This window comes from Paenibacillus sp. Y660 (assembly GCF_057221575.1).
Window position 1 is genome coordinate 1 of the sequence record NZ_JBXBBJ010000028.1, and the last position, 15,391, is coordinate 15,391.

7 protein-coding genes and 1 pseudogene are annotated in these 15,391 nt (G+C 44.0%); 7 read left to right on the top strand and 1 reads right to left on the bottom strand.

Annotated elements, in window-relative coordinates:
* Positions 1–129: pseudogene (locus AC2TDN_RS22370) on the bottom strand (transposase); the annotation flags it as partial.
* Positions 130–1,064: 935 nt separating this feature from the next.
* Between AC2TDN_RS22370 and AC2TDN_RS22375 the strand changes: the two are divergent.
* Genes AC2TDN_RS22375 through AC2TDN_RS22405 form a run of 7 tightly spaced genes read left to right on the top strand, consistent with a single transcriptional unit; the run spans position 1,065 to position 14,956 of the window.
* Positions 1,065–2,315 (top strand): DNA cytosine methyltransferase, encoded by a 1,251-nt coding sequence (locus AC2TDN_RS22375; protein ID WP_484690222.1) that lies wholly within the window; start codon positions 1,065–1,067, stop codon positions 2,313–2,315.
* Between the two features lie 15 nt (positions 2,316–2,330).
* Positions 2,331–4,967, top strand: coding sequence for a DISARM system SNF2-like helicase DrmD (drmD, locus tag AC2TDN_RS22380; RefSeq protein WP_484690223.1), 2,637 nt, complete (start codon positions 2,331–2,333; stop codon positions 4,965–4,967).
* A 14-nt stretch (positions 4,968–4,981) separates the two neighbouring features.
* Positions 4,982–6,520, top strand: a complete 1,539-nt coding sequence (locus tag AC2TDN_RS22385; RefSeq protein WP_484690224.1) for a site-specific DNA-methyltransferase — start codon at positions 4,982–4,984, stop codon at positions 6,518–6,520.
* Complete coding sequence (locus AC2TDN_RS22390) at positions 6,520–9,192, top strand: DEAD/DEAH box helicase (protein ID WP_484690225.1); 2,673 nt, start codon at positions 6,520–6,522, stop codon at positions 9,190–9,192. The genes AC2TDN_RS22385 and AC2TDN_RS22390 overlap by 1 nt, the downstream gene beginning before the upstream one ends.
* Entirely contained in the window at positions 9,193–12,540 is a 3,348-nt protein-coding gene (gene drmA / locus AC2TDN_RS22395) for a DISARM system helicase DrmA (RefSeq protein ID WP_484690226.1), read from the top strand.
* Positions 12,540–14,306 (top strand): DrmB family protein, encoded by a 1,767-nt coding sequence (gene drmB / locus AC2TDN_RS22400; protein WP_484690227.1) that lies wholly within the window; start codon positions 12,540–12,542, stop codon positions 14,304–14,306. The genes drmA and drmB overlap by 1 nt, the downstream gene beginning before the upstream one ends.
* Positions 14,288–14,956, top strand: coding sequence for a phospholipase D-like domain-containing protein (locus AC2TDN_RS22405; protein ID WP_484690228.1), 669 nt, complete (start codon positions 14,288–14,290; stop codon positions 14,954–14,956). Before drmB ends, AC2TDN_RS22405 begins: the two co-directional genes overlap by 19 nt.
* Positions 14,957–15,391: the final 435 nt, after the last annotated feature.

Consider the following 15,391-nt stretch of genomic DNA (forward strand, 5'->3'; position numbering starts at 1 on the left):
CTCTTCGTTTTTAGCCACTAGCGGCAAGATACAGCGGAACAGCAATGCCCTTAAACGAGAACGTCCTCGTTTGCTTATACCTGTCTTTCCTTTGCGATCACCTGAACTGTTCTCTACGAGATTGAGTCCAGTCCTCGAAAACTTTCCTCAAAAAGTTTTTTCTCCAAGCTACCCGATTTTGCCCGAAAAATGAAACGGCTTATAGAGGGACAAAAATTCCTCGCAGCTGTTCTTTGAAAATCGAATACAAGTTTGTCCGGTACATTCCCCATGCAGCCTCGAAGGAAAGCCAGTATGCAAGCGCGCCATGACCATATTGTTACTGCCGTCCGTTCAAGACGCAGGGCAAGATGAGAGCGATTTCGTGATGCATAACGAAATGGTGGTTCCATTTACGGCGATGACCTGCGTGGAGAGATTATGATACTTCCGTCCAGCCACAGCTTATCGCAATGGGGGCGGCCTGCAGCGATCCTGGAGGAAGCGCAAGCCTGCGCTTATGGAGACAGTTCACCGCTGTCCGCCGGACGCTGAGTTTCAAGTGATGTATGGAAGGCCATATTTTCAAATGTAATTGTCAACAAGCCGTTATAGCTTTCTATAGCGGCTTTTGCTGATCTGAGAAAACTAGATTTTGTAAAAAACTATCGATTCCGAGTATTGATTACTAATCCAAGCGGGCTTGTATGGTATATCGATGGAAGAGCAGGGGAATTAAATCGGACAACCGAGTAAAGCGATCATCCTAAAGAGTGACTGAAGCAACAAAGTCTGTATTATAAAGTTTGTTCTTTTTTGTCCGCATGCGATGGACAGGTTGACAAATTCATGGGATTAAGTCATTCCATAATGCAAGTGTTGCTTCAGTGACTTCTTATTTGCTTCGTTTTTACGATCCGAGCAGTTACCATCTTTCTTGGCTTTTTGAGGCAATAGGACTATAATTATTATGTAGTTTTCTGTCCAAACATAACAGGGTCTACGATAAAATGATATATTACATGGCGGCTAAATCTATTTAATAGATATTTGATCAAAATGTCGTAATCCATACGAGGTGTTAAATGAAGTACATTGACTTATTCGCGGGAGCGGGAGGCCTATCAGAGGGCTTTATACGCTCAGGGTTTGAAGCTGTGGCCCACATAGAGATGGACCAGGAAGCAGTCAACACCTTGAAGACGCGCCTTGCATATTGGTATCTCAACGAGGAAGGTAGGCTTAGCGACTATTATAAATACTTGCGCGGTAAGATATCTCGCGATGACTTTTACGCGCTCATTCCAGATGAAATACTCTCGACAGTTTTAAACTACACAATGAGTGAGGAGAACCTTAAAGAAATCTTTGCGTCTATTGATCAAAAGCTTGGTGATGACAGGCATATTGATTTGATTGTTGGTGGCCCACCTTGCCAAGCGTATTCCCTTGCTGGTAGAGCGAAACAGCGTCGAGAGGAAACTGCACGGCAGAGCGGAGAAGCGAATGAAGATGACCCACGCAAATATCTGTATCTGCTTTATTGTCAATTCCTGAAACACTATAAACCCAATATGTTCGTATTTGAAAATGTCCCTGGATTGTTAAGCGCGGACAATGGACGGCACTGGCGAAACATTCGAACTGCACTATGCGAAGCTGGGTATGAAATTGAGTATCAGGAGCTTAACGCGAAAGATTTCGGCGTTCCTCAAGAGCGGAAACGCATCATTATAATCGGTTGGAGGAAGCGCTCTCGACACTTCTTTCCAGAGTTTGAACCGGTGGAAGCAACATGGCTTGTAGGCGATATCTTAGCAGACCTACCTGTAATCCAAGCGGGTGAACAAAGCGTCAAGTATGGACGTAAGCGTCCGCGTTCATATGTCACCGAGCATTTGAGAACAAAAGATGATGTTTTGACGTGGCACGTTGCGCGTCCGCACATTGAACGTGATAAAGATATCTACCGTTTGGCTATACACGAATGGTTGGGCGACAATAAACGTAGACGGATTCACTACATCGACCTACCCGAGCATCTGAGAACCCAAAAGAACTTAACGACTTTCGCTGATAGGTTCAAGATTGTAGCGCCAGATATTCCTTATTGCCATACAATGCTTGCACATATCTCGAAGGATGGACATTATTTTATTCACCCAGATGTTAACCAAGCTAGGTCATTGACGGTAAGAGAAGCTGCACGAATACAGTCTTTCCCGGATAGTTACTTCTTCGAGGGAAGCAGGACAGCGGCTTTCAGACAGATCGGTAACGCAGTACCGCCGTTAATGGCGGCTCGGATAGCTGAGGCATTACGAGAACAGCTATAGGGGGATAAAGCTACAGTGAAAAACGCATTGTTAGAGCAGTTCGGGATACATCGATTGACTGAGTTGCGTCGATCACCGTACTCTTGCCTCATAGATTCTCAAATTGAACAAACTCCTCATCAAGTAGAAGCGTTTATTGCTGCTCTACAAGCATTGAGCAGCGGTGGTATTATTCTCGCAGATGAAGTTGGTCTAGGCAAGACTATTGAAGCTGGCCTTGTGTTGAAGTACCTGATAAAGGATGGAGCAAAGCGTATTCTAATTGCTACACCTTCCCCACTTCGTAAGCAATGGCAGGACGAACTAGATGAGAAGTTCGGTATCAATGCAGAAATTCCCGAGAGCAAGTATGCCGTACAGTATAGGGATGCCGACGAGTGGAGAACTACTGTCAACCGTTCGAGTGCGCTTATAGTCATAACGTCGTATGGTTTTGCACCGTGGTTTATTAAGCGATTTCCGAACGTCAAGTGGGACTGTTTTATATTTGACGAAGCCCATCGTCTCCGCAATCTTAATAACGGTGCGAAAATGCCGAAAGCTTTGTTTGACGTAACGCGCTATGTACCAAAACTTATGCTGACGGCTACGCCTCTCCAAAACAATTTAAGAGAGCTATACGCCTTATCACAATACATAGACGAGCGGATTTTCGTCAATGAACGTGTATTTAACGAACAGTACGTTAAGCCAGAAGATTACAAGGGGTTGCGCGAAGCCGTAACGCCTATTATTCATAGAACTTTACGCAAGGACGTTTCCGAACACTTGAAGTTTAGCAAGCGGGATTGTATGGCGATGGATTTCAAGTTGAATCGTGAAGAAGCCATACTGTATCAACTCACTAACGACTATCTACAACGTCCTGTTTTATATGCAGTATCCACGCAGAATAACGCGCTAATCAAGATGGTCGTGCGTAAACTGCTTGCATCATCGAGCTATGCGGTCGCCGAAACATTTGAGGTATTGCGTGAACGTTTGAAAGTTCTGAAGGAGAATACTCGTGCAGAAAAAGCAGACATAAGCTTGAAAGCCTTCTTCAGTCTTATTGATGATGAAGATGAAAATTCCACGGGCGAAGATGTTGAGGACGACGACATTGAAGCAATCGAGCGCGAGAGATATCGTACGGAGATTAATGATGAGCTAGTCGCCGTGGAGAACATCATCACAATGGCTTTGCAGATAAAGTCGAACTCAAAGATAAATGCTGTTATCGAAGCATTGACGTGTGCATTCGATGTTCAACGTGAAGGCAGTTATCCTGAAAAAGCTCTCATCTTCACGGAATCGAAGAGAACCCAAAAGTATCTCGTTGAGTCGTTGGCCTCATCAGGTTTTGATGGCATAATCGTGTTTAATGGTGAGATGAGTGACCCGAAGACTAAACAGATTTATAACGCTTGGCGAGCGCGTAATCCTAAGCGTGCTACTAATACGTCGAGCATTGATCTGAAACAAGCTATTGTAGAGCAGTTTCAACATGAAGCGAAAATATTAATCGCGACAGACGCGGCGAGCGAAGGCTTGAACCTCCAATTTTGCGATACGGTCATTAACTATGACCTACCGTGGAATCCAATGAAGATTGAGCAGAGAATCGGACGATGCCACCGCTACGGACAGGTCCGTGACGTATGGGTTTACAATCTGCTGAATATCGAGAACGAAGCCGATAAGCGCGTTTACGAAATTCTCTCAAAGAAGTTCAATCTTTTCAAAGGCGTATTCGGTGCTAGTGATGAAGCTCTTGGATTACTAGAATCTGGTAGCAACTTTGAAAAGAAGGTCATGGATATATACGAACATTGTAAGACGGCGAATGAGTTTAAACGCGAATTTGATCGTTTGGAGCGAGAGATTACTGCAAAGCGGAATAAGAAGCAAAATGAATTAAAGCAAATACTCTTAGCGGTCAGTAGCGATGAGAAGAAGAAACGTCTCGCCGGAATCGCTGAAATAATAAAGGGCTACATCTTCAATACCGAGCAATGGGAGGCAATTGCGCAGGAGGCGAAGCCCACTCACAACGTGATAATGCGCGTTCAAGGCACAGAGGTAGTGATAGGCGGCAAAGCGACACACGGTTACGCCTTTATCGGTGCACTTACCAAGCGAACGACTGAGTTTGTTAGTCCCATTCTACTCGTGTTTGACGAGAGTGGGGTCATGCTTAACTATGATCCACTGACGATAGTCCATGCGTTCAAGGCTATACACGAATCAGACTTAGTTCCATACGAGCCGGACAAACCCGGAATGGATTTGATTACAGCTTGCTACGACCAAATTGCACCAATCATGGCCCACGAGTACTTGGAGAATAGCAAACCGTCAATCGAGCAGAACGACAAACGGTTGAAAATTTGGGTTGACAATCAGCGGGGGCAATATAAGGCGGAGTCGGACTTAGTACGTCAAAGCATTGCCGAACTCGTTGAAGAAAAAAACGCCTCAAAGTATTTTCAAGAAAAAATTGAGATTCAAAAGAAGATAGATAAGCTCGAAAAAGAACTGCTGCGGCGAGACGGGCGCTTCCACACCAGTATGTTAGAAATTGAACGAAAAGCGGCGCAAGACCGTGAGGAGTTTAACGCACAATTTGTGATTGATCCACTCGTCTTGATAAATCTCGTCGTCAAGTTTTAGGAGGGAAACCCGATATGCAAAAAAACGGAAAACTCGAACTTACTTGGGTTGGTAAATACGATAAGCAGGAATCGATAGAGCCGAGGATTTTATTAGAGAAGCCAGAGCTATCCTATGGCGACCCTGACAGCGGAAATATGCTTATTCGTGGTGATAACCTAATCGCGCTTCGGGCGTTGGAACAGGATTTTTCTGGAAAAGTGAAGTGTATCTACATTGACCCGCCCTATAACACAGGCAGTGCCTTTGAACATTACGATGATGGTTTGGAACATAGCGAATGGTTGTGTATGATGAAGCCGCGATTGGAAATTCTGCGAAATCTGCTAAGTGTTGATGGGAGTATTTGGATTACACTTGATGATACCGAAGTGCATTATTGCAAGGTAATGTGCGATGAAATATTTGGGCGTAAAAATTTTATTGGAAATATTATATGGGAAAAATCCGATAGTCCTCGCATGGACGCAAGAAATTTTTCAAGCAGACACGATAATATCCTTGTATATGCCAATAACATAGACAATGTAATGATCAAGCGCTTAGTTAGTCAAGCAGTACCAGAACATTATAATAAAACAACGTCAGATGGGCGCCGTTACTACTTGAAGCCTTTAAGGGCAATGGGTCCTAATGATGACCGCGCTTCTCGTCCGACACTTTTCTTTTCAATTATAGCTCCTGACAATTCAGAAGTGTTTCCCATCAGAGCAGATGGTTCTGACGGTCGGTGGCGTTGGGGAAAAGAAAAAATTACAAACAATTCAGAGTTGATAGAGTGGGTAAACGGTAAAAATGGGTGGGTACCTTATTATAAAATTTTTGCAGATTTATCTTCTGGAACTCCACCTGAAACTCTCTGGCGACATGACGATGTCGGAAGCAACCGTACATCAAAAAATGAAGCAAAGCAAATATTTGGCGGTGATAAGTCTTTTGATACGCCAAAACCGGAACACCTTGTTCAGCGTGTATTGCAGATTGCTTCCAACTCTGACGACCTCGTTCTCGACAGTTTCCTCGGTTCCGGAACAACAGCCGCAGTCGCCCACAAAATGGGGCGGCGCTGGATTGGCATTGAGTTTGGGAAACACGTTTATACGCATTGTAAAGTACGGCTAGATAAGGTGATTGACGGAGAACAAGGCGGCATTTCAAAGGCTGTTGAGTGGCAAGGTGGTGGTGGATATACGTTTTACGAGCTTGCGCCTTCTCTGCTTGAGAAGCATCCAATTCTGCCGGTGTACCGTGTTAATAAAGAGTATACGTTTGGAATGCTGTGTGAGGCCATCTGCAAGTTAGAGGGTTTCACCTATAAGCCTGAAGGAGAAATGCACGGACATAGCAGCGAGAGGCGCTTCATCCACATTTCGTGTGAGTTCGTAAGCGGCGATTACATCACGAAACTGATGAAAGAAGTCGGTGATAAGCAGTCTGTGCTGATCTATGGCGCTAAGATACAGTCGGGTTTACGGCTGCCGGACAATGTGGAAATCAAGAAAATCCCGAAAGACCTGCTCAAAAAATGCAAGTTTGATAGCGAGGTGCGGTAATGGATGGAACAGTTAAGAAAATATCATACGCAATGAGCTTGCGCGAGCCGCAGAGCGAAGCGTTATCGTATCTACATGAGATTGTTGCACCTATCGAATTCAAGACTGCCACGAAGTCGGACGTGGAACGGGTTGTAGTTAAGGCGCAAGCGGAAGCGTCGGCAACGGAGCATTGCGAGTTAGAGCGCACAATCAAAGTTGCGGACGAGTTCTCGTTCCCGTCTTTCTGCTTTGAAATGGCTACTGGTATCGGAAAGACGCGGCTGATGGGCGCGTCGATATACTCTCTCTATAAGACGAAGGGCTACAAGCACTTCTTTATTCTCGCACCAGGCGACACGATTTATGAGAAACTTAAAAAGGAAACCGTCGTCGGACACCCGAAATATTTGTTCAAGGGCTTGGAAGCCGAGATGGGGAAGCCCCGCGTGTTTTGTGGCGAAGACTATTTGCAATACAACCAGTTACAGTTTGAAGACGGAAAAAGTTCGGAGATACAGCTATTTATCTTCAATATCGGGAAAATCTTCACCCGCGGCGACGTGACGTTCAAGTTTCACCGCTATCAAGAAACGCTCGGCAAATCGTTCGCTGATATTTTGAACAGTTTTTCCGACTTGGTTATCTGTATGGACGAGGCGCATAGATACTACGCGCCCGCGTCGATGAAAGCTATCGACTACCTAAAACCCGTTCTTGGCTTGGAGTTCACGGCCACGCCGAAGTCGAGCAATAATGTTATCTACTCATATGATGTTGCGAAAGGCGCGGGCAAGTTTCTGAAAATCCCAGTAATGAACGGTAGAACGAATATGTCCGGCTATTCCGATAGCGATGTGCAGGAAATGAAGCTTTCGGACGGTGTTAAGCTCCACGAGAATCGAAAGAAAGCTATAGCTCGCTATTGCACGGAGAACAATCTGCCGTTTGTTAAGCCAATTGTTCTTGTTGCCTGTAAAGACACTGACCACGCAAAAGAAGTTCGCGCTCTGATAGATTCGGACGACTTTTTTCAAGGAAGGTATAAGGGGAAGGTCATTGAAATTCACTCCGGTAGCGGAACCGCTGAAGCCGAGGTAAATATCGCAAAACTGCTAACGATTGAGAGCAGTTCTAATCCTGTTGAGATTGTCCTTCACGTTTACAAGCTCAAAGAGGGTTGGGATGTGAACAATCTCTTTACAATAATTCCCCTAAATGCGGCAAAAAGCGAAATCTTAGCTATGCAAACAATCGGGCGCGGGCTTCGTCTACCTTTTGGATTTATCACAGGGGAGGAGGATATTGACACGCTCGATATTGTTGCGCACGACCATTATCGCGAGATAGTTGAGGAATTGAAAGCAAACACTTATTTTAAGTCCCGTGACCTCAATAAAAACGACATAGAACCTACAACCCAAGTAACGATTGAACCGGGCTTCAACGAAGCGGAACTTACACTGTTTGATATGTTCTTTGTGGAAAATAAGGTAAGTATTAACAAGGTTCAAGATATCTCCAATCCCGTCGTTCAAGAGCATCTGTACGACGCGTATCTTAAATCCGTAGCAGCACAGAAGAAAAGGCAGGCCACTGACGCCGAACTATCCGTGACACAGTTGTCGCTCTTTGATATTGAGGATGAAGGAGCACAGCAAACACAGCTTTCACCGAATGTTGAATTCCCTACCGAACATCCAAGGAATGCCAAGGTTATGGATAAAAAGACGTTCACCGAGCGACTTAATAGAATAGCCGTAACCTGTATTAGCACCCCGATGATACTGGTTCAACCGTCAACGAGCATTGAGTTAAAACCTGTTTCAATCATTTGTTCATATAAGAATGGTTTTATCATAGAGCCGTCACAAGTTGAACGGTATGATGTGGTGAACAATCAGCTTCTTGAATCACTGGATGCAACGATATTAGAAGACCCGAATCCAGTCAACACGCTCGCTTGTCTGTTGCTTGACAATATCAGTGAGTTTGATAGCGACAACGCGGAATATATTTTAAATATAGTTAACCAGTATTTGGAACAGATAGAAGGGAACGACGAGCATAAACGTCAAGTAGTACGTCGTTATGCTTCGATGATGTTGGATGATATTAAGCAACAGGTTCTTGCGGCGATTAAAATAGAAACGCTAATAACTTATAAGGTTCAAAAGGCGTTCATTACATTTGGACAGCAGATTAAAGTTATTAAGTCGGACGGCGAAGTAAATCTCCATACTCAGATAAGCGACAAGAAGAATATTCGTAAATATGTTTTTACGGGTTATAAAAAGTCGTACTACGAGAAATATGGCTTTGAAAGCGATGATGAACGGAAGTTCGCCGTTATTTTGGAACAAGATACAAGCGTCATTCGATGGATTAAACCCCCGCTTAATCAAATGGGTATTTACTACGCAGCAGGACAGCAATACACGCCGGATTTTTTGGTTGAAACTGCGACTGACAAATACATGGTCGAAGTGAAGGCAAAGAAGGATATTCGCAACGAGGACGTTCTTTTGAAAAAACGCGAAGGCGAGCTTTGGTGCAAGTACGCTTCAATTGTTGACGCTGACAACAAGAAATGGCACTATCGACTAATTGCGGACGAGCGTATCAATATTGGCGACAGTCTAACTTCAATTCTAGGTTTTGCCGAGAACATAATTGAACTGGGAGGCGAATAGATGGACGCACGGTTTATTCAAAGCGAGATCCGTCAAAAGTTCATTGAAGCTTTACGTACTGACCTAATCGGTCCCCGTAAAGGCGAAAATGAAGTTTTGGAAGAAAATCCCGAACTCAGTTACCTTACAGGTGCGTTGCACACAACCGACGAAAAGGACGTTGTGGAGTTTGACGAACAAGAGGATATCGAACTTGATTCGGGCGAGAGCGATTCACTTGGAGACGAGGATATTGAAGATAAATATTCCGCGAAATTCAAGCAACAGTCGTCTTGCGGATTGAGTTTTTATTTACACGAAAGCATCAACGCTTTTGACGTTCATCTCGAATGGGGCGATTATGTCATTGGCAGGCAAGAGTATGAGGATAAAAACGGCAAGATCAGAAGCCGCAAAGTATACACACGCTTACCACGCCGTGAAAAAGTTACCGTCGCTCTTAATGATGGAGAACGCTCAATAGAATACCAAGTCGGCGAATCCGACGAGGAAATTATGGTCAAGGTATCCTGCTTTAAGTTGAAAACTGGATATAAGCTGTTCTCAGTGTACGCCGCTAACTACCGCAAAGCTACGGACGATACCGTGAACGGAATAATGTTTCAAACGCGATTAAGTATAACGCCGGAAGTTGGAAGTTTCTTTGTGTCAGAGTATCTTTGCCGCCGTGAGTTAGATGACGAGTATCTCTACGAGAGCCGTCCTATATACGGGCGTGGACACGGTTGCGCCGCTGACTGGCAGACGGACGAAAGTGGTAGAGCGATAAAGGTTAACTCGGAGTTTATCCCCGAACATGAGATGCCGAACGTTAGCTCTAACCTTGATGGTTTTGAGAAGGGTTTTTTTTCAATGAAAGAGTTCACTTTCCGGAAAAAAAAAGACGATACCATATCCCGCCTACATGCGCTACATAGAGCATATGTTAGTTGGATAAAGGACTTGAGCAGCAACCCTAAAATAGTTAATGATGATTTTGCTATGCATCAGGGCGCGGAAACAATTGCAAAATGTAGTGAACAAGCCGACAGAATACTCGCTGGCATAAGAGTTTTGGAAACGAATCCACAAGCTTACAAAGCGTTCTGCTTTATGAATTATTGTATGTTCAAGCAACGTAGTATTAATGAATTCTCGAAAAAGTATGGGTCAGGTATTCAATGCAATATAGGTGAATACCTTAATAAAGACCACAGTGAGTGGAGAGCATTTCAGATTGCATTTATACTGTTGAACCTACCCGGTATTGTTGATGATAAAGATAAGTACCGTCAATACGTCGATCTACTTTACTTCCCAACCGGCGGTGGTAAAACTGAAGCCTATTTAGGGTTGATGGCGTTCCTGCTTGGATATAGGCGGCTTACTGCCGACAAAGAGACGGATTACAATAAGGATGGCGGTGTTACGGTTATTCTCCGTTACACTCTTAGGTTACTAACAACTCAGCAACGTGACAGATTGACGAAATTGATTGTCGCAGCGGAGATAATCCGACGCGAATATCTATCAAAAGGTGCGCCATTTGGCAAGACACCATTTTCAGTTGGCTTCTATGTTGGTGGTGGTGTTACACCTAACCGTTTTAGCGAGTTTAACACAATAGACGACAACCCTTTTAATCTTAAAAATAGAATTGGTCAGCTTAACAAGCAATTAATCACTTGCCCATACTGTGGTAAACCGTTGAGAGAAGATGACTTTTACGTCGATTTAGAGCGTGAGAATATTGATATTTTCTGCTCTGATGAGAATTGCTATTTTTTCAAGTTCAAGAATGATCGCGTAGAGATTCCCGTGTATCTTGTTGATGAACATATATATAGAAAATGTCCTACAGTTGTTATCGCAACAGTAGATAAGTTTGCACGTCTCCCGTGGGACGTGGCTTGTAACTCTCTTTTTGGTAGAATTGATAGGCTATGTCCGCGACATGGTTATTTAGCGATTGGGCAAGAACACCCTGGCAGGCACAATAGCACGAAAGATGGCTTGCCTGCAGCCTCAACGATACCAGTAAAACCGTTTTACCCACCTGAGCTTATTGTTCAAGACGAGTTGCATCTCATCACGGGACCGCTCGGTACGATTTACGGAGCTTATGAAGCCGCGATAGAGGAATTGTGTTCAATAACGAAAGATGGTGTTAAGATACTGCCTAAGTATGTCGTATCGACGGCAACAATCCGAAACGCCGAGGAACAAATACGCTCTCTGTACGGTCGAACGCAGATGGAGATGTTTCCACCGAACGGATTGGATATTCGCGATAGCTTCTTTACCCGCGAAGTGCCGATTGAAGTATCGCCATTTAGAAAGTATTGTGGCATATCCGCAAATGGTAAGTCTGTGACCACTACCATACTTCGTGTTTACGCTATTCTGATTCAGACTGCACTACACTTGGCGGAGCAATCTGCGTATAGAGACTATATTGACCCTTACTACACGTTAATAGGGTATTTCAACAGTATCCGAGAGCTTGGCGGTATTGTGCGTCTGCTGCAAGACGATATTCCAAAACGGCAAAAATGGATAAAAAAGCACTATGGACACGACAAACAACGTTTCTTCGAGTATAAAGAAGTCACCTCGCGTATGACGTCAACCAAAATTGCTGGATTGCTCAAAGAGCTTGAAAGTACTATCGATAATAAGGAGTCATTGGAGAAAAAGAGCCGAAATTTCCTCGACGTAGCGATTGCCACGAATATGATTTCGGTCGGCTTGGATATTGACAGGCTTGGTTTGATGTGTGTTCGTGGTCAGCCTAAACAAAGCTCTGAATATATTCAAACAACGAGCCGCATTGGACGTTCTTTTCCTGGACTCGTTGTGACCGTGTACAACCCTTATCGTCCTCGTGACTTGTCACACTACGAAAATTTTAAGGGGTATCACTCACACATCTATCGATATGTGGAGGGCACATCGGCCACACCGTTTTCGGCTCGCGCCCGAGACAGGGTTCTTCACGCCCTGTTTATCGCTCTTGCTAGATTGCAAATAGAGGCGTTATCTGATAACAAATCTGCGTCAGCTATAGACACAATCCCAAAAGCGCAGATAGACGACATCGTGAACAAAATTGTGGAGCGTGTAGCGAAGGTAGCTCCAAAACTACGGGCAGACGTCATTAATGAGATAACGGAGTTCATTGATACATGGAAGACGTGTAAACAAGTTAATACATTGCCATTGTATTACTACATCGCAAACACTAAACAAGGTTCTAGGCTTATGAACTACTATGGTGAGTTATGCAGTAGGCAAGAAAAGCCTACGCTCAGCTCTATGCGTGAAGTTGAAAGTACTTCGACGCTTTACTATTACAAGGGGGCTTATTGATGCCAACGAAACGATTTAACCCTGATAAAATTGGCGAGATACGCCCGAATCAATTAATAACGACATTCGGTCCCGGAGCGATTATGGACGCGGTTAGGGACTCAGTTACTGTGCTGGATACAGCATATTGGAGCGATACAGGTATGAAGATTTTTGATGCTCGTCTTGCATCATACTTTGGAGTAAACCATTTCCGCTCTCCAAGGACAAGCTATGATAATGATCTACCTGTAATCTCGTTCCCGAATTTTCACGTTTGCTCTAACTCGAAATGTACCCGCCTGTTTGACATTAACGAGAAGTTTGATTTCAACACATATATGCGGCAGGGACCGACATGTCCTGATTGTGGGTATAGAGCATATCCCGCGAGGTTCGTTATCGCTTGTAAGGACGGCCATCTTGACGATTTCCCGTGGCGTTGGTGGGTTCACAGGGGGCATACAAACTGTGATAAGAAGATGAAACTATACTCGACAGGTGAAACATCTACCCTTGCGGAGATGTGGGTTCAGTGTGATTGCGGCGCGAAGCGTTCAATGTCAGGTGCTACGGAGAAGACAAATTTTACAGATGAGGGCTATACTTGTTCAGGGCGACATCCGCACAGACCCAATAGCAACCATGAAAAATGTGAGTGTGCCGATATATTTCCCTCGCAGCGCGGTGCAACGAATATCTATTTTCCTGTAATCCGAAGCGCCATTTCCATCCCCCCGTGGACGAACCCGCTCTATCTGCTTCTCGATGAGCATTATCACACCATCTTGGAGATGCTTGAGTTAGGAGTTGAAGATGCGGCAGATAGAGTGTACGGCAAATACTTCACGGCTTACAGTCACGAGGAATACGAGAAGGCAATTGAGAACCGTAAGCAAAAAATTAAAGAGTTTATTGAAATTAAGGAAATGGAGTATGCAGCATTTACGCATCATTCAGACCCGACTTATAAAAAGGACGTTAGGTATTTCAAAGCTAAAGAAGAAGCCGTTCCATCTTACTTGCAAAGGTATTTTTCACGGATAATCATGGTTGAACGACTTCGAGAGGCCATAGTATTACAAGGATTCATGCGTATAGATCCCCCGGAACCGGAAGCTGATAGCCTAAAAAACATGGTAAGATTAAGTACCAAAAAGTCGGATTCGTGGTTACCTGGAGTGGAGATTCATGGTGAAGGGATTTTTATCGAGTTTAACAAAGCTGCGGTTGCTAAATGGAAGTCTAGCCATGTAGTTAAAAAGATATCATCGTTGTACAAAGAAGAATTTGACCGCTATACTGCAGAACGAGGTTGGGAAAACGTAAAGGAGCGAAATGGTGAATATGTCTTGCTTCACACATTCGCTCACTTAATCATCAAGGAAATGTCATTGCAGTCAGGATATTCGTCAACGGCTATACGGGAGCGTATATATAGTAGTCCATCAATGTGTGGTGTTCTATTCTATACAGGAAGTTCCGACAAAGAGGGTTCGCTCGGGGGTCTTGTTGAGCTTGGCGAAGAATCAAAATTCAGGAGGGTGCTCAAAGCTGCGCTTGAAAACGCCTTGTTATGTACGACCGATCCAGATTGTACGAATGCTCAAATTAACCACGACAATCTTAACGGTTCGGCTTGTCATTCCTGTTGCATGATTTCCGAAACAGCTTGTGAAAACGGAAATCGACTCCTTGATAGAAGTTTAATTGTTCCGTTGGAGGGTAAAACCGAATATAGTTATTTCAATGATTTGGTGAGTGAGCTATGTGGAATCGATCTATAAACGCTGATATTCTTGCTGACGAACTGCTCGCGAAGTTATCAATATCGGGTTACTCTGAAGCAGTTCGTCTAGTTAAAAAGGAAATGCCAAGTCTGTCGGACGATGATGCAATTAAGGTCTGCCAACTCGCAAACTCACTAACAAACAGGCAAGCCACAGATAAAGTTGAGATCGTCACAACAACACCGGTTTCATTCCTTGCGACAACACGAAAGACACGCCCTGTCATTGAGGAATTAATTAATAGTGCAGAACGTACTATAACACTTACAGGATATTCAGTTTCAAACCATTTCGAAGAATCATTGAAGCTCGTAAATCGAAAGAGCAAGCAAGGTGTTGTTGTAGAGCTATATGTTAATGATTATAAAAAGACGCAGTCTGTCCTGTCCGATATTGAACATACAAGCCGTCGTTTTCTGAAAGTATATGAGTATGCGGGAAAACCAGATGACAAGATGGCGGCACTACATGCCAAGACCATTATTGTTGATAGCGAAAAAATGTTGATTTCTTCGGCTAACCTCTCGTATCATGGTTTAGAGGGAAACATTGAAATAGGTGCCCTCATTTCATCGAAGAAAAAAGCTGCACAAGTCCTAAAAGTGTTTTCTGACTTAAAACGTCAACAGATATTCAGACTTGTTTAGTTAGTGTTTCCATTATAATAACTGGAAAATGGATGATGTATGTTGTGGCATCCGATAGAGAGCGTGGAAGGCAAGCGGGAATAATGCATTGAGATCTACGACAAGTATGTAGATTACATTTGTAAACGACTGAAGTTTTTGCTTTATTTGCTTCATTTATACTTAGAGCACTCTGGATGGTCGGGAAGCAAACGGCTCTATATGGTTACATATTGAACAGTCGCTATCTAGGAACGAGTTTTTGTTAGCCGCATTGTCCCCATTATGCTTGGTTGCTTGGTAAGAACGAACGTGTAGGCTGATCATCTGGAGAGATTGAGGCGATCTGAACAGACTTGCCAGCCAAGATGCTTGGAAGTCAGGCGCTAGCACTGACTCGGCTGGACGATCCACCAGGGGGAGAAACACAATAAGTAACAATCAGAAACCTGTTTG